The organism is uncultured Methylobacterium sp. (genome assembly GCF_964242245.1).
Taxonomy (GTDB): domain Bacteria; phylum Pseudomonadota; class Alphaproteobacteria; order Rhizobiales; family Beijerinckiaceae; genus Methylobacterium.
Map to the genome: position 1 here is coordinate 1 of NZ_CAXTBY010000069.1, position 22,039 is coordinate 22,039.

At 69.8% G+C, this 22,039-nt stretch carries 17 protein-coding genes; 9 read left to right on the forward strand and 8 right to left on the reverse strand.

Features of this window, described 5'->3' with window-relative positions; translation table 11 throughout:
* Positions 1-347: 347 nt before the first annotated feature.
* The 4 genes from ACFE8Y_RS14355 to ettA all read left to right on the forward strand — a co-directional run bounded on the left by ACFE8Y_RS14355 (position 348) and on the right by ettA (position 3,676).
* On the forward strand, positions 348-602 hold the full coding sequence (locus tag ACFE8Y_RS14355) for a hypothetical protein (protein ID WP_375465064.1): 255 nt from the start codon (positions 348-350) through the stop codon (positions 600-602).
* On the forward strand, positions 593-1,489 hold the full coding sequence (locus tag ACFE8Y_RS14360) for a DNA/RNA non-specific endonuclease (protein WP_375465080.1): 897 nt from the start codon (positions 593-595) through the stop codon (positions 1,487-1,489). The genes ACFE8Y_RS14355 and ACFE8Y_RS14360 overlap by 10 nt, the downstream gene beginning before the upstream one ends.
* Before the next feature lie 12 nt (positions 1,490-1,501).
* Positions 1,502-1,804: a hypothetical protein gene (locus tag ACFE8Y_RS14365; RefSeq protein ID WP_375465065.1), complete on the forward strand. Its 303-nt coding sequence runs from the start codon at positions 1,502-1,504 to the stop codon at positions 1,802-1,804.
* A gap of 219 nt (positions 1,805-2,023) precedes the next feature.
* The gene (ettA, locus tag ACFE8Y_RS14370) at positions 2,024-3,676 is read left to right on the forward strand and encodes an energy-dependent translational throttle protein EttA (RefSeq protein WP_375465066.1); all 1,653 of its coding nucleotides are present in this window, start codon (positions 2,024-2,026) and stop codon (positions 3,674-3,676) included.
* Between the two features lie 202 nt (positions 3,677-3,878).
* Here the strand turns inward: ettA and ACFE8Y_RS14375 are convergent, their stop codons facing one another.
* Positions 3,879-5,063 (reverse strand): amidinotransferase, encoded by a 1,185-nt coding sequence (locus ACFE8Y_RS14375; RefSeq protein WP_375465067.1) that lies wholly within the window; start codon positions 5,061-5,063, stop codon positions 3,879-3,881.
* A gap of 209 nt (positions 5,064-5,272) precedes the next feature.
* Between ACFE8Y_RS14375 and ACFE8Y_RS14380 the strand changes: the two genes are divergently transcribed.
* The 4 genes from ACFE8Y_RS14380 to hpnK all read left to right on the forward strand — a co-directional run bounded on the left by ACFE8Y_RS14380 (position 5,273) and on the right by hpnK (position 10,275).
* A complete protein-coding gene (locus tag ACFE8Y_RS14380) occupies positions 5,273-6,391 on the forward strand; it encodes a flippase-like domain-containing protein (protein ID WP_375465068.1) in 1,119 nt (372 codons plus the stop codon).
* Positions 6,392-6,578: 187 nt separating this feature from the next.
* Positions 6,579-7,763, forward strand: a complete 1,185-nt coding sequence (gene hpnI, locus ACFE8Y_RS14385; RefSeq protein WP_375465069.1) for a bacteriohopanetetrol glucosamine biosynthesis glycosyltransferase HpnI — start codon at positions 6,579-6,581, stop codon at positions 7,761-7,763.
* Between the two features lie 52 nt (positions 7,764-7,815).
* Positions 7,816-9,249, forward strand: a complete 1,434-nt coding sequence (gene hpnJ, locus ACFE8Y_RS14390) for a hopanoid biosynthesis associated radical SAM protein HpnJ (protein WP_375465070.1) — start codon at positions 7,816-7,818, stop codon at positions 9,247-9,249.
* Positions 9,250-9,426: 177 nt separating this feature from the next.
* A complete protein-coding gene (gene hpnK, locus ACFE8Y_RS14395; RefSeq protein ID WP_375465071.1) occupies positions 9,427-10,275 on the forward strand; it encodes a hopanoid biosynthesis-associated protein HpnK in 849 nt (282 codons plus the stop codon).
* Positions 10,276-10,342: 67 nt separating this feature from the next.
* On the opposite strand, the gene ACFE8Y_RS14400 is transcribed toward hpnK, so the two are convergent.
* Positions 10,343-12,991, reverse strand: coding sequence for an MMPL family transporter (locus ACFE8Y_RS14400; RefSeq protein WP_375465072.1), 2,649 nt, complete (start codon positions 12,989-12,991; stop codon positions 10,343-10,345).
* A gap of 693 nt (positions 12,992-13,684) precedes the next feature.
* Here ACFE8Y_RS14400 and hpnH point away from each other — a divergent pair.
* Complete coding sequence (gene hpnH / locus ACFE8Y_RS14405) at positions 13,685-14,848, forward strand: adenosyl-hopene transferase HpnH (RefSeq protein WP_375465073.1); 1,164 nt, start codon at positions 13,685-13,687, stop codon at positions 14,846-14,848.
* A 7-nt stretch (positions 14,849-14,855) separates the two neighbouring features.
* Here hpnH and ACFE8Y_RS14410 read toward each other — a convergent pair whose 3' ends face one another.
* The 6 genes from ACFE8Y_RS14410 to hpnA form a co-directional block, all read right to left on the reverse strand.
* Positions 14,856-15,539 carry a phosphorylase gene (locus ACFE8Y_RS14410; RefSeq protein ID WP_375465074.1) on the reverse strand — a complete coding sequence of 228 codons (684 nt, stop codon included), beginning with the start codon at positions 15,537-15,539 and terminating at the stop codon, positions 14,856-14,858.
* Positions 15,540-15,691: 152 nt separating this feature from the next.
* A complete protein-coding gene (gene shc / locus ACFE8Y_RS14415; RefSeq protein WP_375465075.1) occupies positions 15,692-17,701 on the reverse strand; it encodes a squalene--hopene cyclase in 2,010 nt (669 codons plus the stop codon).
* Between the two features lie 41 nt (positions 17,702-17,742).
* Positions 17,743-19,029: a hydroxysqualene dehydroxylase HpnE gene (gene hpnE / locus ACFE8Y_RS14420; protein ID WP_375465076.1), complete on the reverse strand. Its 1,287-nt coding sequence runs from the start codon at positions 19,027-19,029 to the stop codon at positions 17,743-17,745.
* On the reverse strand, positions 19,029-19,883 hold the full coding sequence (gene hpnD / locus ACFE8Y_RS14425; protein WP_375465077.1) for a presqualene diphosphate synthase HpnD: 855 nt from the start codon (positions 19,881-19,883) through the stop codon (positions 19,029-19,031). The genes hpnE and hpnD overlap by 1 nt, the downstream gene beginning before the upstream one ends.
* The gene (gene hpnC / locus ACFE8Y_RS14430; RefSeq protein WP_375465078.1) at positions 19,880-20,779 is read right to left on the reverse strand and encodes a squalene synthase HpnC; all 900 of its coding nucleotides are present in this window, start codon (positions 20,777-20,779) and stop codon (positions 19,880-19,882) included. Before hpnC ends, hpnD begins: the two co-directional genes overlap by 4 nt.
* Positions 20,776-21,804: a hopanoid-associated sugar epimerase gene (hpnA, locus tag ACFE8Y_RS14435; protein ID WP_375465079.1), complete on the reverse strand. Its 1,029-nt coding sequence runs from the start codon at positions 21,802-21,804 to the stop codon at positions 20,776-20,778. The genes hpnC and hpnA overlap by 4 nt, the downstream gene beginning before the upstream one ends.
* Between the last annotated feature and the right edge of the window lie 235 nt (positions 21,805-22,039).

Sequence of the window (22,039 nt, forward strand, 5' to 3'; positions counted from 1 at the left end):
TCCGGCAACCGACGCAGATCCGAGGGATCCGACAAACCGTCCAATATCGAGGGGGGGGTCTCTTGACGTGCCAATGAACCACTCGCTCGTATGCTGCCCGGACCTGACGGTCGGACCCGCTGCTCAGCCCCGCCATCGGTCCGGAGGCGGCCGACGCGCGGGCAGCCGGTATAGACCGAAACCGGTCGTCGTGGCCATGAAGCCAACCGATCGGACCTCGCCCGCCGAGGGACAGACGATCCGGCAACCCCTATGATAAGGTCATTACCGGACCGCGGGCCGCGCGATCAACGTTGCGCGCAGGGTTTTTTCCGTTCGCGTGCCAGTGCTGCTACAGAGGGCTCGTGTTGATCGGCGCATGTCTGTCCGCACTGTCGTTCCTGCTCGCCGTCATCCTCGGCGGCCAAGCTCATGCCGAGCCCCGGCCGCCGGACAGGACGCTGACGTTCGCGTGCAACGTCCTCGGCGATTGCCCGCCCCGGACCGTGCCGGGCCAGGCCGACCGGGACGTGCGGCCCTTCGACGGAACGCTCGGACGCCCCTGCACGTGGCGCGAGCGGCCGACGCCCTCCGGCCCGCGAAAGGTCCGCACCTGCTCATGAGGCCGGCGCTCGCGCCCCTCGTCGTCGCCCTCGTGACGATTCAGGTCGGCGCGTCGCGGGCCGCCGAGACCTGCCCGGCACTGTTCGCCGACGGACGGGCGCCCAGCCTGACGAATCCGAAGCTCGCGGCACGGACGCTGCCGCTGTGCTTCGAGGCCTACGCGGTGCTGCATTCCGGCCTCGCCCGCGCGCCGCTCTACGCCGCCGAGCGCCTGACGCGAGCCAGCGTCGCGTCCGCGCGGCAGGTCGCGCGCGTGGATGCCTTCCACGACGAGGACCGGGTGCCCGACGACCAGCGCGCCCGGCTCGACGACTACGTCCGCAGCGGCTTCGACCGGGGCCACCTCGCGCCGGCGGGCGACATGCCGACCGGGGAGGCGCAGGCGCAATCCTTCAGCCTCGCCAACGTCGTTCCCCAGGACCGGGCGTTCAACCGCGGTCTCTGGGCCGAGATCGAGGAGAGCACCCGGCGCCTCGCGACGCGCCGGGGGACGCTGTTCGTCGTGACCGGCTCGGTCTTCGAGGGCGATTCGACCACCGCGATCAACGGGCGCGTGCTGGTGCCGACCCAGCTCTTCAAGGCGATCTACGATCCGGCGCGCACGGAGGCCGGCGCCTACCTGGCCCCGAACCGGGCCGACGGCGCGTGGCGCGCCGTCTCCCTCGACGCCCTCCGCGCGGTCGCCGGCCTCGACGCGTTTCCCGGCGTGCCGGCCGACGTGAAGGCCGTCGCCATGACTCTGCCGGAGCCGCACGCCGCGTCCCGGGACGGCGAGGCCGGTCGGCATCCCCGCGCGCACGAGGAGACGTGGCAGGACTGGCTCGGACACGAACTCGCGCGCGCCCTCCGCCGGGCGTTTCGCCAAGTTCTGCGCGCGATCTTCTGACGGGTTGTCCTCATGAGCAAACGCAAAACGAACGACGCCGGGGCGCACGATGCCCGGCCGGAGCCGGACTTCACGCCGTTCGCGGACGCGTCGACGGTGCGGACCGTCGGCGCCCTGTCCTTCGAGAACGGCCCCGACGCGATCACGCTCCACGGTTCCCTCGACCTGACGCGGGACCGGGCGGGCCTCGACCGCGCCCGTGCCGTGAAGGTGACCCTCGACGCCATCGTCGAGGCCCTGACGCGGGCCGAGCTTCCCGAGGCGGTCGCCGAGACGGCGGCGCCGCCGGCGCAGGTGAAGAACCCGTTCGCGTGAGCGCGGCAGAACGCCCGATCCTTGCCCGGCACCGGCCGGCCTGATACTCGGACGGGATCATCTCATGGGATTGCGGAGAAGGGTGCGGAGCGTGCCGGCCGCAGAACCGTACCGCGCACGGTTCTGCGGCCGACATGCCGCGTGCGTGTCCGCCGGCAACCCTGCACCGCCGCCGGACGCCTCGCCGCGCCGGCTTCGTAACACCCGAGGATACCCGCGATGGCCCGCGAATTCGTCTACCACATGAAAGGCCTGACCAAGAGCTACCTTGGCGGCAAGAAGGTGTTGGACAACGTCAACCTGTCCTTCTACCCGGACGCGAAGATCGGCGTGCTCGGCATCAATGGCTCGGGCAAGTCGACGCTGCTGAAGATCATGGCCGGCCTCGACAAGGACTGGACCGGCGAGGGCTTCGTCGCCTCGGGCGCGCGCGTCGGCTACCTGCCGCAGGAGCCGCACCTGAACCCCGACAAGTCCGTGCGCGAGAACGTGATGGAGGGCGTCGCCGAGAAGCAGGCGCTGCTCGACCGCTACAACGAGCTAGCCATGAACTATTCCGAGGAGACGGCGGACGAGATGACCGCCCTCCAGGACAAGATCGAGGCCGGCGATCTCTGGGAGCTCGAATCCAAGGTCGATCAGGCGATGGAGGCGATGGGCTGCCCGAGCGACGACATGCCCGTCGCGACGCTGTCGGGCGGCGAGCGCCGCCGCGTCGCGCTCTGCCGCCTGCTCCTGTGGGAGCCCGAACTGCTGCTGCTCGACGAGCCCACCAACCACCTCGACGCCGAGACCGTGAACTGGCTGGAGGGCCACCTCAAGCAGTATCCCGGCGCGATCCTGATCGTGACCCACGACCGCTACTTCCTCGACAACGTCACCGGCTGGATCCTCGAACTCGACCGCGGCCGCGGCTACCCTTACGAGGGCAACTACTCGGCGTGGCTGGTGCAGAAGCAGAAGCGCCTTCAGCAGGAGGGCCGCGAGGACATGGCCCGCCAGCGCGCGATCAACCGCGAGCAGGAATGGATCGCCGCCTCGCCCAAAGCCCGCCAGTCGAAGTCGAAGGCCCGCATCACCCGCTACGACGAGCTGGTCGCCAAGCAGAACGACAAGATCGACGCCTCGGCCCAGATCGTCATCCCGATCGACGAGCGGCTCGGCAACAACGTCATCACGTTCGAGCACCTCAACAAGGCCTTCGGCGACCGCCTGCTGATCGAGGACCTGTCGTTCAAGCTGCCGCCGGGAGGCATCGTCGGGGTGATCGGGCCGAACGGCGCCGGCAAGACGACGCTGTTCAAGATGATCACCGGCCAGGAGAAGCCGGACGGCGGCCGGATCGAGGTCGGCGAGACCGTCCATCTCGGCTACGTCGACCAGTCGCGCGACGCCCTCGATCCGGGCGCTACCGTCTGGCAGGAGGTGTCAGGGGGCAACGACATCATCTACTTCAACAAGCGCGAGATCAATTCGCGCGCCTACTGCGCGGCCTTCGCCTTCAAGGGCGGCGACCAGCAGAAGAAGGTCGGCACGCTGTCGGGCGGCGAGCGCAATCGCGTGCACTTGGCCCGCACCCTCAAGGGCGGCGCCAACGTGCTGCTCCTGGACGAGCCGACCAACGACCTCGACATGGAGACCCTGCGCGCGCTCGAAGAGGCGCTGGAGGATTACGCCGGCTGCGCCGTCATCATCAGCCACGATCGCTGGTTCCTGAACCGCATCGCGACCCACATCCTCGCCTTCGAGGGCGAGAGCCACGTCGAGTGGTTCGAGGGCAATTTCTCGGATTACGAGGCCGACAAGAAGCGCCGCCTGGGCCTCGATTCGATCGTCCCGAAGAAGCTGAAGTACAAGAAGTTTTCGCGCTGAGGCATCGCTGGCGGCCTCGCCGGGTCGCGGCCGCCGCGGCGGTACGAAATCGAACGGCCGCGTCCTGGTAGGACGCGGCCGCTTCTCGTCAGGAGGAAGGCCTAGAGCCGCTCCCGATCACGTTGGATCGGGAGCGGCTCTAGATTCTTGATTTTACGCGCACTCTTACGACGAACCGGTGTCCACTTCGTCGGATTGCGCTCTAGAAGTACGACTTCAGCGTGCCGCGGCGGCGCACGTCGAGGGTGGCGCAGTGGAACGAGCCGCCGAACGGGCCGTAGGACAGGAACGGCGCCGGGATCGGATCGAAGCCCCAATCCTTGAGCGCCCTGATCAGCGTCGGCTGGCTCTGGTCGACGACGATCTTCCGCTCGTCGATGGCGAGCACGTTGATCGAGGTCCAGGGCGAGCACATCGAGATCCGGCTCATGAAGCCTTCCACCGGGTCGGGGCGCGGCGCGATCAGCACGTCCCATGTCTTGAGGACGGCCGGCAGCTTGTCGACGTCGATGTAGTCCGGGTTCACCAGCACCTTGCCCGGCGCCAGCGGCATGAACGAGCTGTCGATGTGCATCGGCTGCGGGCAGCGGCTCTCGATCTCGTGGATGCGGAAGCCCGGGCCGAGGTGGCGGCGCAGCCACGCGATACCCATCAGGTTGGTGACGTTGGAGCGCGTCACGAACAGGTCGCGGCCGCAGCGCACGAAGTCGGCGGCGTCGAACACCGGCTCGAACTCGTTGACCGTGAACTGCATCGGCTCGCCGGCCTTCAGGTTCGGCACCCGGTAGTCGTAGTTGTAGAGCTCGTCCGTGAGCTGCGGCCGCGGCGCGGAGGTCCAGCGTGCGCCATTGCGAAAATACTCCTTGAAGAGCGCGCGGTAGGCGTCGCCCTCGAAGTAGCGCGAGCGCCAGCACATCGGGCTCTCGATGATCTCGTCGCCGATGACGAGGTAGGGGTCGCGCGGGCAGGCGACGCAGAAGCCCCGGGACGCCCAGCGGGGCGCGCGGTATTTCCGCGAGAAGTCGATCGCGTCCGGTCTGCGGATCGTCACGCCCTCGCCGGCGAGGATCGCGATGAAGTTGTCGAGCTCCTTCTGCGCGAGCTTCTTCATGAAGGCCGGATAGCGGAAGCCCGAGGCAAGCCGGTAGAACGGCTGGGCGGCCCGCGGCAGGTTGAAGATCACGGTGAGGTGATGGGTCGGGATCGTGGCGCCGTCGAGCGAGCCGACGATCACCTCCTCCAGCGGGTCCCACTCGTTCCAGGCCATCACCGGCGCGTGCGGCGCCGTCGTCAGGTCCGAACCCGCATCGCGGGCGCGCACGAAGCCCTCCGGACGTGCGTCGTCGAGCACGGCCTCGCCCGCCGTGACGGAAGCTTCGCGGTCCATGATCTTCCCCTTCGTGGCCGTCCCTGCCAGCGGTCTGCTCCGGGTCGAAACCCGCGGTGCCGCTTTGGTCCGCACTGTGTCTATCGGGTGATAGACATTGCCGATCGTTGCTGCAACTTGGGATCTACTCCTCGCCCGCGGCGGTCTTTTCCGGTCGGAATCGCGGCGAGACTCCAGCATCAAGCCACCCGCGAGCTTGAAAGAGGACCATGAAGCGTCTGACGACCCTGGCCCTGATCGCCGGTTTGTGCACGGTCGTCGGCCTGTTCCTCTCCTCCGGCCTCGAGGATGTCGCCGCCGCCGTGGTGAGCGCCGGATGGGGTGCGCTCCTCGTCGTCCTGGCCCGTGCCGTCGCGGTCGCCTGGGCGGGTCTCGGCTGGTACGCGATCTTTCCCGCCGCCGGCCGGCCGAGCCTGCCGGCGTGCATCAACCTGCGCTTCGTGCGCGAGGGCATCAACACGCTGCTGCCGGTGGCGGCCGTCGGCGGCGACGTCGTCGGCGCCCGCCTGCTGACCAAGCGCGGCATCGGTGGAGGGCTCGCCGGGGCGAGCATGTTCGTCGACCTGATGACCCAGGCGCTGACGCAGCTCCTGTTCACCGTCGCCGGCCTCGCCCTCCTCGTCCAGATCTCGGGCGACGGGCCGATCGTGCGGACGGTGGCCGGCGGTTTGGCCATCGCCGCGCCCGCGATCGGCGCCTTCTACCTGATCCAGCGCCGCGCCGGTCACCGCCTGATCCAGGGCATCGTCGACCGCTTCGCCTCGGGCCGCGACTGGCAGGCGCTCGGCGCCGTCGACGTCCTCTACGACAACCTGCGCCGCCTCTACGGCGCGCCCCTGCGCATCCTGTCGGGCATCGGCATCCACCTCATCGGGTGGGTCATCGGCTCGCTCGAAGTCTACGTCTGCCTGCACTTCATGGGCTATCCGGTGAGCTTCGCCGAGGCGGTCGTCGTCGAGAGCCTCGCTCAGGCCGTGCGCGGCGCCGCCTTCGCGGTGCCCGGGGCGCTCGGCGCGCAGGAGGGCGGCCTGATCGCGCTCTGCGCCCTGTTCGGCATCCCGGCCGAGGCGGCCCTGGCCCTGTCCCTGGTGAAGCGCCTCGCCGACCTCCTCGTCGGCGTCCCGGCCCTGCTGCTCTGGCACGTCCAGGAGCGCCGCATCGGCCGCGATGCCGACGCCGCGGAGGAGCCGCCGGCTTCGGCCGCGCCGGCGATCCGCCGGGTCGGTTCCGCCTCCGCGACGCTCGGACCGTTCTACAGCTACGCGCCGCCGCGGGGAGCCGGCCCCCGCATCGGCGACGCGGCGGCAGAGCTGAAGAAGTGCGCCTGATTCGGCCGCGGGGTCACGCGGCCGCGGTCGGTCGCGGATGCTCCTGCGCCGGCGCGCTCAGGAGGCCGAGGGTTCGCCCCGGTGCAGGGGCGGGATGCGCCCTGCCCAACCAGCGCCTTGAACGAACCTCACACCGCCCCGCATCCCGCGGCCCATCGATTTCCCGCATCGCGACCGAGCGAACCCCATGGACCTCACTTGGCTCTCGCCGATCCTCCTCGTGCCCGCGGTCGCCGGCTGCCTCTACGCGCTGACCGCGGCGCTGCTCGCCGGGCGCTTCGCCGCCGGGGCCGTCCCGCGTCTCGGGACCGATGAGGGCCGGCCCTCGGTCACGATCCTGAAGCCGCTCTGCGGCCTGGAGCCGAACCTGTACGGGAATCTCGAAACGTTCTGCCGCCAGGATTACGCCGGACCGGTGCAGATCGTGTTCGGGGTGCAGAGCGCCGGCGACCCGGCGATCGGCATCGTGCGCCGGTTGGAGGCGGCCTTCCCGCGGCTCCGCATCGACCTCGTGATCGACGCGCGCCAGCACGGCTCGAACCGCAAGGTCTCGAACCTGATCAACATGTCCGACGCCGTCGCTCACGACGTGATCGTGCTGGCCGACAGCGACATGGTGGTGCACGCCGATTACCTTGAACGCGTCGTGGCCGAGCTGTCCGCGCCGGGCGTTTCCGGCGTCACCTGCCTCTATCACGGCGTCCCGGCCAACCGCGGCGTGTTCGCCCAGCTCTCGGCACTCGCGATCGACGTGCAGTTCCTGCCCAACGTCGTCATGGGCACGGCACTCGGGCTCGCCAAGCCCTGCTTCGGGTCCACCATCGCCCTCACGGCCCGGTCGCTCGCCGAGATCGGGGGCTTTCGCACCTTCAAGGACGATCTCGCCGACGACTACGCCATCGGCGAGGCCCTGCGCGGCTTAGGCGGGCGGGTCGCGATCCCGAACTTCACGATCGGGCACACCTGCGTCGACACCGAACTGTCCGGCCTGTGGAGCCACGAGCTTCGCTGGAACCGCACCATCCGCAACGTCGATCCGGCGGGCTACGCCGGCTCGATCGTCACGCACGCCTTCCCCCTTGCCCTGATCGCGTCGCTGCTGCCCGGCGCGGGCCTCGCGGCGCTCACCGTCGCCGCCCTGGCGCTGGCCTGCCGGATCGTCCTGTCGATGCGCCTGGAGCGCGCCTTCGGGATCGGCCCGCACCCGTACTGGCTGTTGCCGATTCGCGACATCCTCTCGTTCGCGAGCTTCTCCTGGAGCTTCGTGTCGGGGGCGGTGACATGGAAAGGTCACGATTATCGCGTCGTTGCGGATGGAACGCTTATTCCGGAGGGCGGTCTCAGCCAGGATGCTGAGGCGCCCACCATCTGACCTTGTCTTTCCCCAGCTTCGACTTGTTCTGCACTGCTCCGAGGCCTCGCCCATGCGCACGCTCTTCCTTCAGGCTCCCACCTACGACGGCTTCGACGGCGGCGCCGGCTCCCGTTATCAGGCCAAGCGCGAGATCAAGTCGTTCTGGTATCCGACCTGGCTCGCCCAGCCCGCGGCGCTCGTCGAGAACTCCAAGCTGATCGACGCGCCGCCGCACAACACCAAGCTCGCCGAGATCACCGATCAGGCGCGTGACTTCGACATGGTGGTGCTCCACACCTCCGTGCCGTCGTTCAAGTCGGACGTGAAGACGGTCGAGGCGCTGAAGGCCGCCAACCCCAACCTCAAGGCCGGCCTGATCGGCGCCAAGGTCGCGGTCGATGCCGCCGGCTCCATGGCGCAGGCGCCCGTCATCGATTTCGTGGCCCGCAACGAGTTCGACTTCACGGTCAAGGAGGTCGCCGACGGCCGCGACCTGTCGCAGATCAAGGGCCTGTCCTACCGCAACAGCTCCGGCGTCGTCGTGCACAACGAGGACCGCGAGATCATGACGGACATGGATCAGTTGCCCTTCGTCACGAGCGTGTACAAGCGCGATCTCGAGATGGAGAAGTACTTCATCGGCTACCTGAAGCACCCCTACATCTCGTTCTACTCAGGGAGAGGCTGCAAGAGCCGCTGCACCTTCTGCCTGTGGCCGCAGACGGTGGGCGGCCACACCTACCGCACCCGCTCGGTCGGGCACGTGATCGAAGAAATCAAATATTGTTTGAAGGCCTTCCCGCAGACGAAGGAATTCTTCTTCGACGACGACACCTTCACCGACAATCTGCCCCGCGCGGAGGAAATCGCACGGGAACTGGGCAAGCTCGGGGTGACGTGGTCCTGCAACGCCAAGGCGAACGTGCCGCGCGAGACCCTGAAGGTGCTGCGCGACAACGGCCTGCGGCTCCTGCTCGTCGGCTACGAATCCGGCAACCAGGCGATCCTGCACAACATCAAGAAGGGCCTGCGCGTCGAGGTCGCGGAGAAGTTCACCAAGGACTGCCACGAGCTCGGCATCGCGATCCACGGCACCTTCATCCTGGGGCTCCCCGGCGAGTCGAAGGAGACCATCCAGGAGACGATCAAGTTCGCGACCCGCATCAACCCGCACACCATCCAGGTGTCGCTGGCCGCGCCCTATCCGGGCACGTTCCTCTACAAGCAGGCGGTCGAGAACGGCTGGCTCGACGCGGCCAACGCCGAACTCGTCGACGAGAACGGCGTGCAGGTCGCACCGCTGCACTATCCTCACCTGTCGCACACCGAGATCTTCAACTCGGTGGAGGACTTCTACAAGAAGTTCTACTTCCGCGCCCCGAAGATCGCCTCGATCGTCGGCGAGATGGTCCGCTCCCCCGACATGATGAAGCGGCGCCTGCGCGAGGGCGTCGAGTTCTGGCACTTCCTCAAGGACCGCCAAGGGAGCGCCAAGGCGGCCTGAGACTTGAGGGTTTCGATGGTGGCGGCCGGGCCCAACAGCCCGGCCGTTCCCGTTCCGGGGTCCGGGGCCAAGGCCCCGGCGGGGAGCGCGGGGCAGGGCCCCGCCTCTTTCCAGGGCTCCGCCCTGGACCAGCGACAGGGCTTGCCCTCTCGACACCCATGACACCGAGGAAATCTCGTGAAGCGCCTCGTCGTGACGGCCGACGACTTCGGCCTGAGCCTGGAGGTCAACGCGGCGGTCGAGCAGGCTCATCGGGAGGGCATCCTCACGGCGGCGAGCCTGATGGTCTCGGCGCCGGCCGCCGCCGACGCGGTCGCGCGAGCTAAACGGATGCCGCGCTTGCACGTCGGCCTGCACCTCGTGCTGGTCGAGGCTTGGCCGACGCTGCCCGCCGCGATGCTGCCCGATCTCACGGACGCGGACGGCCTGATGCGCCGCGACATGGGGCGGCTCGGCCTCGACCTCGCGCTGAAGGCATCGGCCCGGCGCCAGCTCGCCGCCGAGATCGCGGCGCAGTTCGCAGCGTTTCGAGCGACCGGTCTGCCGATGGACCACGTCAATGCCCACAAGCACTTCCACGTGCATCCGCTGATCGGCGGCGCGGTCCTGCGCATCGGTCGCGACTTCGGGATGCGGGCGTTGCGCGTGCCGCGCGAGCCGCGCGACCTGCTGCGCGGGGCCGAACCGGGCGCTACGCCGAAACCGGCCCTCGATATCGCCCCCTGGGCCGCACTCCTGGCCGTTCGCGCCCGCTCGGCCGGCCTGCTGATCCCGGACCGGACGCTCGGGCTGGCTTGGTCCGGCGCGATGACGCCCCGGCGCGTCGCCGGGCTCCTGGCGCACCTGCCGGATGGCCTGACCGAACTCTATACCCATCCGGCTACCGCCGGAGGCTTTTCAGGCGCGGCGCCGGGCTACGCCTACGCCGCGGAGCGGGACGCGCTGATCGCGGCCGAGGCGCTCGCTGCGGTGAAACGTTCGGGCGCTGTCAGCGGGGGGTTCTCGGACTGCGCATCACCGAGGTGACGCGCCTCCGGGCGATTGAGAATGGCCTGATTGCCCAACGCTGCCAGGCACTATTCCCGGCAAGGCCTCACTTCACGGCGACCGCTTCCTTGCGCCCGACCAACAGGTCGTCGGTGGCGGTGCTGCCCTCCGGCCGATCCGCGTCGGGCCGCTTCGGCGGCGGTCCGAGGAAGGCCGGGACCACGAAGAAGGCCGCGACCAGCGTGAAGAACAGCGACAGCGCCAGCAGCTTGCCCATGCTGGCCGTGCCGGGATGGCTCGACAGCACGAGGGAGCCGAAGGCGGTGCCGGTGGTCAGCGCCGAGAAGAAGATCGCCCGCGTCAGGCTCGAGGCCAGCATGTCGGTCACGCCCGCCCGCCACGCGATCACGTAGTAGATGTGGAACGCCACGCCCACCGCGAGCATCAGCGGCAGGGCGATGATGTTGGCGAAGTTGAGCGGCATGCCGATCACGTGCAGCGCCATCAGCGTCCAGAGGGTGGCGAGCACCAGGGGGCCCAGCGTCATGGCCACGTCCCAGGGCTTGCGCAGGGCCACCGACAGGATGATGAAGATCAGCGCCAGCGCCGTTAACGCCGCCTGCACGAAGGCACCGAGGATCGTGTAGCTCGACGAGGTGGTCGCCACCGGCGCCCCCGTCGCGTGCGGGGCGACGGTCTGCACCTCAGCCGCGAAGTTCCGGAGCACCTCGTCGTCGTTGGAATCGCCCTTCGGGTGGACCTCGATGCGGGCGCGGCCGTCGGCGGCGACCCACTCGGCCTTGAGCTGAGGCGGCAGGGTGTCGAGGGTGATCCTCTCGGGGTGAAGCAGCCCGCGCAGGCGCTTCAGCAGGGTCCCGAGATCGGTGGTCAGAGCCGTCGTCGCGGCCTCCCGCTTCCCGACCGGCGCGCCCGCGAGCGTGTTCAGGGTCTCCACGAGGCGGCCGACGGTCTTCGCGCCGGGTTCGCTGCTGGTCGCGACGCCGCCGAGCAGACCGGCGGTCTCCTTGAGCGCCTTGACGTTGTCGGCGTCCGTCGGCGGCGGCGGCTTGCGGGCCGGGTTGAGCACCGGATCGAGAAGTCCTGCGGTCTCGCCGATCGTGGCGAGCTTCTTATCCTGGTCGCGCGGGGCGAAGGTGTCGATGCTCATGATGTCGGCGGTCATCGGCAGGCCGGCAAGCTTCCGCACCACGTCCGGCACCGCATCGATGCTCGGAGCCATCACGTCCACGACGTTGGGGCTGGTCGCCGGGTCCTTGATCAGGTCGAGGTAGGTGGCGATCGATTCGACGTGCGGGCTGCGCAGGTGCATCGGGTTCGAGTCGAAGGGCAGCTTCCACAGGAGTGGCGCGCCCGCGAGCGTAATGAGACCGACGACGATCAGCACGGCCCTGCGATTGCGGATGATCCACGGATCGACGCCGGCGAGCCACGTGGTCTCCACGGCCACCTTCTCGCCCCTGGGCCGGAACACCGCGATGAGGGCCGGCAGCAGGGTCAGGGCGAACAGGTAGGCGACCACCATGCCGACGCCGGCGATGAGGCCGAGCTCCGACACGCCGCGGAAGGCGGTGGGCAGGAAGGCGAAGAAACCGGCCAGCAGCGAGACGGCCGCCAGCGTCAGCGACCAGCCGACGCCGCGCGATGCCGCGCGGATCGCGGCCTCCAGGCTCGGCTGCTGGTAGCGGTCGGCCCGGTAGCGCACGGCGAACTGGATGCCGAAATCGATGCCCAGGCCGACGAACAGGGCGGCAAACGCCACCGAGATCGGATTCAGCTCGCCGACCATCAGGAGCCCCAGCGCCGCCGTGACGATCAGGCCGGAGAAGGTGGTGATCAGCACCGACACCACCAGCGGCGCCGAGCGGAGCGCGAGCCACAGGAACAGGACGATCGCGCCGACGGTGACGCTGTTGTTGAGGAGCGCGTCCTCGGACAGCGTAGCGAACTCGTCGTCGGCCACTGCCACCGGGCCGGTCAGCCGCATGTTCAGGCCGTGCTCGGCATCGAGCTTCAGGTCCCGGGCGACGTTGCGGATCAGCTTGGTCGCGGTGTAGCCGGGCTGGAGCGCGTTGAAGTCGAGCACCGGCTGGATCATGACGAACTTGCGCAGATCCGTGGTCTTGCCCTCACCGTTCGCGAGGAGGAGCTGCCACGACAGCCGTGCCGGCTTGCCGGCGAGCACCGTTCTCAGCGCGGCGTCGATCTGGCCCACGGGCTTGTCGAGGTCTTCGAGCTTGGCATCCCCGCTCTTGATCCCGCGCGCGCCCAGCGCGAGCACCCGCATCACGCCGCGCAAGCTCGGATCTGACGCGAGCGATCCGAGCAGACCCTGCTGCTCGGTGAGTTTCTCGACGGTTTTCTCGAGCTCGGGCTGCGACAGCAGCAGGAAGCCGTTCTTGTCGAAGAACGGCCCGCCGTCGGGACGATACACGCTCTCGATCAGGTTCTTGTGGCCGGCGAGCGACCGGGCGAAGGTGGACGCGGCCTCCTCGGCCTCCTCCGGCGTCTTGCCGTCGATGACCGCCACGACGGTGTTGGTGCGCTGCGGGAACGCCTTCTCGTAGTTGATCTCGTCCTGGCGCCAGGGCTCCTTCGGATCGATCAGCCGCTCGACGTCGGTGTTGATGCGGAAGAGATGCGCCGCGACGCCGGTGCTCGCAGCCGTGATCAGGGCGATCACGGCAATGACGACCCAGCGGTGCCGGACGGAAAACGCGACGAGACGTTCGATCACGAAGTACCCTGCCTGCCTGAGGCCGCCCACCATCTGGCGCGCGAACGGCTCTCGAATCTCGATATCGCCCGAACGTTCCCCGCGGGACCGTGCGTCGCGAGACGCTCGACCGTGGCGAAAGACGTGGCCGATGGGCACCGACGCCGTAGAGCGGCCTCATGCCGATCGAAGCCGCTTCGCCCAAGGCGCATTCCCGTCGCCGATGGTCCGAGGACGCGGCTCACTCTCGTGATCCGCGCTGCGCGCCGGACCGGTCCCGATCGAGAACGCCATCGGCTGTCCGGTGCGCACGCGCCACCCCGGCACGAACGTTGCGCCAGGGCCGCATCGCTCAGTAATCGTGCAGGGACGCGATTGCAACGCAGCGGGGCGGGGACTGCCCACGGGCTCCACGGGGCTCGGTCTCCTGCGCCGCAACACCGGCGACCCTGCCGCGGTCGCATTGCGAACGCAATGGCAGGGTTGGGGGAGGGGGAGCGTGGCATCCGGCCATCGACCGAGGCGCGGTTCTCGACGCCGCGGGCCCGTGGCGCCGGGCGCTGTGGCTCGGTTGCGTCATCGGGCGAAACACCGGCGCCCGGACGGACCGGACGGAAGACTTTCAGACCGGTTCCAAGCTAGAGCGCTGGAATTCCGGATTTTTTCACGCTAAGCAGCCTCTTGGTCAGGGGCTACGAGCACAGGAGCCGCATCTTGGGAATTCCCCTCCGGTATGTCGCGAAGATCGGCGGCTACATCCTCAAGCAGCATCTCACGGGCCGCAAACGCTATCCGCTCGTGATGATGATGGAGCCCCTGTTCCGCTGCAACCTCGCCTGCGCCGGCTGCGGCAAGATCGATTACCCGGACGAGATTCTCAACAAGCGCCTTCCGGTCGCCGACGCGCTGGAATCGGTGCGCGAGTGCGGCGCACCCGTGGTGGTGATCGCCGGCGGCGAGCCGCTCCTGCACAAGGACCTGCCGCAGATCGTGCAGGGCATCATCGCGCAGAAGAAGTTCGCGATCGTCTGCACGAACGCGCTGCTGCTCGAGAAGAAGATCAAGGACTACAAGCCGAGCCCGTACTTCACGTGGTCGATCCACCTCGACGGCGACAAGGAGATGCACGACGGCTCGGTGTGCCAGCGCGGCGTCTACGACAAGGCGGTGGCGGCGATCGCCAAGGCCAAGGAGATGGGTTTTCGCGTCACCATCAACTGCACGTTCTTCAACAATTCCGCGCCGGACAAGATCGCGGACTTCTTCGACAGCGTGACGCGGATGGGCATCGACGGCATCACCGTCTCGCCCGGCTACGCCTACGAGCGCGCGCCCGACCAGAAGCACTTCCTCAACCGCAAGGCGACCAAGGACCTGTTCCGCGGCGTGTTCCGTCACGGCAAGGAGAAGGGCCGCGAAAAATGGACCTTCCAGCAGTCGGGCCTGTTCCTCGACTTCCTGGCCGGCAACCAGACCTATCACTGCACCCCGTGGGGCAACCCGACCCGCACCGTGTTCGGCTGGCAGAAGCCCTGCTACCTCCTCGGCGAGGGATACGCCCCCACCTTCAAGGCGCTGATGGAGGAGACCGACTGGGATTCCTACGGCACCGGCAACTACGAGAAGTGCGCCGACTGCATGGTCCATTCCGGCTACGAGGCGTCCTCGGTGGTCGATTCGGTGCGCAAGCCCTGGAAGCCCCTCGTCCAGGCGATCCGCGGCATCCGGACCGAGGGCGACATGGCGCCCGAGGTGAGCTTGACGAACCAGCGTCCGGCCGAGTTCGTCTTCTCGCGCAACGTCGCGCAGAAGCTGTCCGAGATCAAAGCGTCGGGCGCCGACACCAAGCGCGAGGCCCGTAACCGCACCGCGGCCTGATCGACCGTCAACCGGTCTGGGCAAGTCCGAGGTCGGGGCCGAGGCGGGCGCGGCACCGGGCAAGGGCCCTGAAGGCCACAGACGCGTCGCGCGCGAGGCGGATGAGGTCTCCGAGGCGCGCGTCCCCCCGGGCGAGCGCCGTCAGCACGGCGCGGATGTCGGGCTCGCCGTCGGGTTTGAGCGCGTGCGCGGCGAAGGGCGGAAGCGCTCGCCCGGCCGGATCGCACACCACGCGGATCGCGGCGAGGGGCAGGCCGTGCCGCGCCGCGTAGTCCGCCGCGACGTGCGATTCCATGTCGACCGCGGCGGCGCCCGTGCGGTCGCGCAGCTCCGCCTTGGCCGCGATGCTCAGGACCGCCGTCTCGACCCCGACGACGTCGGCGGCGAGCACGCGCAGGCCGGCGGCCGCCAGCGCCGCGAGAAGGGCACCCCGGATGGCAGCATCCGCCTCGTGGCGGCCAGTCTCCGTCACGATGGCATTGGCGATGACGATGGCGCCCGGCGCCAGGGTGGGATCGAGCCCGCCGGAAATTCCGAAGCTGACGACCGCCCGGCACCCCGGTGTCGGGCGTGCGGCGAGGCGCGCGCGCAAGCGTTCAGGCGAGCCCCCGGCGCCGACCGCCTCCACCCCCGGGCCGGCGGCGAGGCGGGCCTCCTTAGCGAGACCGGTGACGGCAAGGACGGGGTGCATGGGATATCCGCGACGGTGAGATCCCTCCCGCCCCTGCGGGGGAGGGTGGCCCGCGTCAGCAGGTCGGGAGAGGGAACCACCGGATTATTCGGGAAGGTCGCGCTGCTCCTCTCCCGCCTGCTCCGCAGAGGGGGGAGGGCAGGGCGGGCCTCTCACATCCCGTAGGCGACGTGTCGGCTGTTGCCGCGCTTGAGGTTGCGGTAGCGGGCCATGGCCCAGAGGGGGAAGAACTTCGGGTAGCCGTGGTAGCGCAGGTAGAACACCCGCGGGAAGCCGGTCGCCGTGTAGCGCTCCTCGTTCCAGAAGCCGTCCGGCCCTTGCGTCCGGGCGAGGAAGTTGATGCCGCGGGTCACCGCCGGATCGTCGGCCTCGCCCGCCGCCATCAGGGCGAGCAGTGCCCACGCCGTCTGGGAGGCGGTCGAGGAACCAGGCTCGAAAGCCGGGTCGATCTTGTAGGACGAGGCGTCCTCGCCCCAGCCGCCGTCCGGGTTCTGGATGCGGACGAGCCACTCCACCGCGCGGCGGATCTCGGTCGAGGCGGGATCGACGCCGGCGACGTTGAGCGCGCAGAGCACCGACCACGTGCCATAGATGAAGTTCATGCCCCAGCGGCCGTACCAACTGCCGTCCTGCTCCTGGTCGTTCAGGAGGTAGGTCACGCCGCGGTCGAGCGCCTTCGAGGTCTCGCGGGTCTCGCCGAGCTGCGCCAGCATCGAGACGACGCGGGCGGTCACGTCGGCCGTCGGCGGGTCCAGCAGCGCGCCGTGGTCCGAGAACGGGATGTGGTTGAGGTACATGTGGTTGTTGTCGGCATCGAACGCCGCCCAGCCGCCGTCCTTCGACTGCAGCCCCTCCACCCATTCCCGGGCACGGGCGATCGAGGCGGTGTAGTCGGGCATGTTGGCGACGAGCCCGTGCTGGCGCATGGCGCGATCCATGGCCATCACCACGACGGCGGTGTCGTCGAGGTCGGGGTAGTGCGCGTTGGCGTACTGGAACGCCCATCCGCCGGGGCGCACCTTGGGCTTCGTGGCGGCCCAGTCGCCGGCGATGTCGAGCACCTGCCGCGGCAGCAGCCAGTCGAGGCCGGCCCGCGCCTGACGCTCCGCGTCGGCGCCGCCGGCCTCCAGCAGGGCGTGCCCGGCGAGCGCCGTGTCCCAGACCGGCGAGACGCAGGGCTGCACGTAGGCCTCGTGCGCCTTGACGACGACGAGCTTCTCGATGGCATCGCACGCGACGCGGATCTGGGGATGATCGGCATCGTAGCCCATCGACTCGTACATCAGCACGGTGTTGACCATCGCCGGGAAGATCGCCCCGAGCCCATCCTCGCCGTTCAGGCGCTCGCTGACCCAGGCGCGGGCCTTCTCCATGGCGCGCAGGCGGATGCGCCTGGGGAAGTGGTTCTCGACCCGCTGCAGCGCTTGGTCGATCGCGCCGAAGATCGGCGTCCACGGCCACGTCGCGTGCGGGCTGCCCGGCCACCGGCGCACGCTCGCGGGCGGGGTGAGGAACAGTTCGCCGATGCCGATGCCGCGCGGGTTCTTCGCCAGGGGCTTCATCGCCTGGAGCACGAAGAGCGGCACCATCACGCAACGCGCCCAGTACGACACCTTGTCGAGGTGGAACGGGAACCACCGGGGCAGGAACATCACCTCGACCGGCATCACCGGCACCGCCGACCACGGCACCTGGCCGAACAGCGCCAGGATGAAGCGGGTGAAAACGTTCGATTGCGCCGCGCCGCCCCGCGACAGGATCGCCTCGCGGGCCCGGCGCATGTGGGCTGCCTCGATGTCCTCGCCGATCATCTTCAGGGCGAAGTACGCCTTCACGGTACAGCTCATGTCGAACGGCCCCTCGTGGACGAGGGCCCAGCCGCCGTGCTTGCCCTGCGTGCGGCGCAGGTAGTTGCCGATCTTCGGCTCCAGACCCTCCGGGGGTTTGGTGTCGCGGAACTGGTGGAACAGGATGTACTCGGACGGGATCGTCGCATCCGCCTCGAGTTCGAAGCAGATGTGGCCGTCGGCTTTCGCCAGCCCGGTGAGCGCCCGGGTCGCCCGCGCGATGCCGTGATCCACGTCCTCGAGGGAGATCGCCTGCGTCCGGACGCGCTGCAGCGCCTCGACCTTGTTCACGACCTCTCGCACAGCCTCTCGCATCGTCCTCGCCTCAACCGCCGCGCCTATGCAGCCGTCATGCCTCACGCCGCGCCGCGCGTGCGTGCCGACCCGCACAGGAGCGCGAGGGCGGCCGTCTTGCCTGAGCGGATCGCTCCCTCGATCGTCGATGGCAGGCCGGTCGCGGTCCAGTCGCCCGCCAGGACGAGATTGTCGTGGGCGGTCGCTGCCTCGGCGCGGCGCGCGGCCTCGGCCGGCGTCGCGGCGAAGGTCGCCCGCTTCTCCTTGACGATCTGCCAGCTTGGCAGTTCCGGTGCAAGTTGCGCGACCGTCGCGATCTCGCTCCAGATCTGCTTGGCGAGGTCTTCGCGGGGCACGTCGAGCAGGCGATCGGCGCCGCTGATCGTCACCGAGTAGCGGTCCGGATAGGCGAACAGCCACTCGGCCAGCGCATTCACCATGCCGAGAATCAGCGGCGCGCCCAGCTTCGGCACCATCCGGAAATGGGCGTTGACGATCGAGCGGAATGTTCTGGGGACGGAAAGCCCCGGCAGCATCTCGGACGCGACCCAGGGAGGCAGGGCGAGAACGACCGAATCGCCGGCGCCCAGATCGATCGGGCCGTCGGCAAACTCCAGGCGCGCGATGCGCCCGGTGCCGAGGCCGAGCCCGCGCAGCCGCCGTCCGACGCGGACCTCGGCGCCGCGCGCTTCGAGCAGGCGAAGCGCCGGGTCGACGAAGGCGTAGGACAGGCCCTTCACGGCGACGCGCGGGCGGCAGGCCTGCCCCCCCGCGCCCAGCGTCTCCCGCAGGATGCGCGCGGCCAAGCCCACGTCGCTCTCCGCCGGATCGGTGTTGAGGGCCGCCAGCAGGACGGGATGCCAGAGCCTGTCGTAGAGCGGGCCCGCGCAGGTCATGCTCGCGCCGATGGTGCCGCCCGCGCCCTCCGCCTTGCCGGCCGCCGCCCGCAGGATGGCGAGGGGGGCGAGGTAGTCCCGCGCCCGGCTGCCCGGAACGCGGCGGCCCTTGCTCAGCACCCACCACGGCACCCGGCCTGCATTCGGCCGCAGCGTCCAGCGCTCGCCGGACTTGAGATCGGCAAACGGGAAGGCGGCCTCGTCCGGGCCGACCAGGGCGTCGGCGGGCGCGCCGGCGCGCTTGAGGAAATCGAGGGCGTCACGGTTGCCCGACAGCAGCAGGTGATTGCCGTTGTCGATCTCCAGCCCGAGCGTCGCGTCGTAGTACGACCGGCAGCGCCCGCCCGCCTGCTTGGCGGCCTCGTGTACGACCACCCGGGCGCCGCGCTCCGCCAGCGAGACGGCCGCGGACAGCCCGGCGAGCCCGGCACCGACGACGTGAACGGTTCCCATCAGATCAAGCCGTGCCGCAGCGCCACCGCGACGAGCGCGAGCTTTCCCGGCCTCACCCGCGCGCGCGGCCCTGCCCAGCCGCGCTTGATCAGCGCGTCGAGGTAGAGCCGGTAGGCCGCCGCCATCAGCCGGGCCGCCTTCGTGGCCCGGCGCGGGCTCGCGGCGATGATCTCCCAGGTGGCGCGGTAGTGCGCCTCGGCCTCCGCCGCCACCGCGGCGCAGACCTCGCCGAGGCGCGGATGGGTCATCGCCGCCCCCGGCGTCGGATCGACGAGCCCGATCCGCGCCAGCTTCTCGCGCGGCAGGTAGAGGCGGCCGCGCGCGGCGTCCTCGTCGATGTCGCGCAGGATGTTGGTGAGTTGCAGCGCCCGTCCCTCGTGCCACGCCAAGCGGATGCCGAGATCCTCCGGCATGCCGAAGATGCGCACCGACAGGCGCCCGACCGCGCTCGCCACCCGGTCGCAGTACAGGTCGAGGGTGGTCTCGTCCGGCGCAACGATGTCGGCGAAGGCGTCCATCGCCATGCCGTCGATCACCGCCTGAAAGTCCGCGCGCGCGAGGCCGTAGCGCTGCACCGGCACCACGAGGTCGCGCACCCGCGGGGCCGGGCGCCCGGCGTAGAGCGCGTCGATGTCGGTGCGCCAGCGATCGAGTTCGGCTGCCCGGATCTCGGCCGCGCCACCGTCGTCGGCGACGTCGTCCACCGCGCGGCAGAAGGCGTAGACCGCGTACATCGCCTCGCGGCGCGCCTTCGGCAGGAGCCGCATGGCGGTGTAGAACGAGGAGCCGGCGGCCGGCAGGGCCGGGGCGGCCTCGGCCGACGCGTCGGGGGCCGGGGTCGCGGTGGCGGTCATGGGTGGGCCTTGCCGGGCAGGGCCGCCCGCACGAGGCGGCCGCGGAACGGCCGGCGCGCCAGCGTCGCACCGATCCCGCCGAGCGCCGTCAGCGCGAAGGCGGCCCTGCCGTGATGGACCTTTTCCGAGAGCGGATCGCGCTCCAGCAACCCGCGGGCGAGCACGACGGCGAGCCGGTGGATCGCGGCGATCTCCAGCGACAGGCGCAGGTCGTCGATCAGGTCGGGCAGGGCCTTGCCCGCGTCGAGGAGGCCCAGCGTGCGCTCCGCCAACTCGCGGATCACCGCGCGCAACGGCGGCGCGGCCCGGGCCTCCCCGAGCATCGCGACGCCGGCCCCGTGCAGGTCGAGGGTTTCCTGCGGGATGTAGACCCGGTCGAGCGCGGCGAAGTCCTTGCCGCAATCCTGGAGGTGATTGACGATCTGGAGGGCGGCGCAGATCGCGTCGGACGCCGCCCACACCCGGGCCGGGTCCTCGCCGTGCACGTCGAGGACGTAGCGGCCGACGGGCATCGCCGAGTAGCGGCAGTAGTGGATCAGTTCGTCCCAGGTCGCGTAGCGGCTCTTGCGCGCGTCCATGCGGAAGGCATCGAGCAGTTCGAGCGCGTGGCGGGGGGGCAGGCCGCGCAGGCCGAGTTCGCGCCTGAGCGGCTCGGCCTCCGGGTCGGCGGGGCCGGCCCCGGTCAGCGCGTCGGCGAGGCCGTCCAGCAGTGCGAGCTTGCGCTCGGGCGACAGGCCGGCGTGGTCGGCGACGTCGTCGCCGGCCCGGACGAAGCCGTAGAACGCCAGGATCGCGCCGCGGTGGCGCGGGTGGATCAGGTGCGAGGCGACCGGGAAGTTCTCGTCGCGCGCGCCCTTGCCGGAGCGGGTCTCGGTCGCGGTCTCGGGGGGGCTCATCGCAGGTATCCTGCGCCGCGGAACCACGCGATCGCGTCAGACAGCCCCTCGCGGTAGGGACGGGCCGCGTAGCCGAGTTCCGCCCGCGCCTTCGCATCCGAGAAGAACATCCGGTAGCGGGACATGCGGATGCCGTCGATCGTCGCGAAGGGTTGCCGGCCGGTGATCCGCGCCATCTGCTCGGAGAGGAAGGCGATCGGGTAGACCACGGCGCGCGGCAGGGTCACGGTCGGGGCCTTGCGGCCGACTAGGCCGGCGATGTCGGCGAGCATCTGCGACAGGAGCACGTTCTCTCCCCCGAGGATGTAGCGTTCGCCGATCCGGCCCCGGCGCAGGGCCAGCAGGTGCCCGGCGGCGACGTCGTCGACGTGGGCGAGGTTGAGGCCGGTGTCGACGAAGGCGGGCATCCGGCCCGATGCCGCCTCCTGGATGATACGGCCGGTCGGCGTCGGCTTGACGTCGCGCGGGCCGATCGGCGTCGAGGGATTGACGATCACGGCGGGCAATCCATCCTCGGCCACCATCGCCTCGACCACCCGCTCGGCCACGACCTTGCTGCGCTTGTACGCGCCGATCGCGGTCTCCGGCGTCAGGGGCCGGCTCTCGTCGGAGGGCGTCACGCCGTCGTCCGGCGGCTTGATGGTGGCGACGCTCGACGTGTAGACGACCCGCTCGACCCCCGCATCGAGGGCCGCCCGCATCAGGGTGCGGGTGCCGTCGCGGTTGGTCCGGACGATCTCCTCCCTGTCCGGCGCCCACAGGCGGTAGTCGGCGGCGGCGTGGATCAGGTAGCGCTGGCCGCGCATCGCGGCCGAGGCGGCGGCCGGATCGCGCATGTCGCCCTCGACGGTCTCGACATCGCTCCAAGTGAGGTTCGTGCGCGGGCTCGTCGCGCGGACCAGGATGCGGACCGGGAAGCCGGCCGCCCGAAACACGTCGACCAGGGCCGGTCCGAGGAAGCCGCTCGCGCCGGTGATCAGCACGGGGCCAACCTCGGTCGAGCCTGATATAAGGGCCTCTACCATCACGCTCGAATCGTTTCGGGAAGGCGGCACACGTGCCCGAAATCTAAGCACCGCACCGCAGCACCGGCGCTTTTGTCATCGATGCGCCCGGGCGGCAAGGTAATCCGGGTCACACCGGGCCGGCTCCCCACACCCGGAGCGAACGTCAAGCGAGGCGCAGGCGCGAACGACCCTCCTTCTGTTCAGGCAGGGTGTCCTGGACCTTTTGGACGATGCTTGCGGCGTCCAGGCCGGC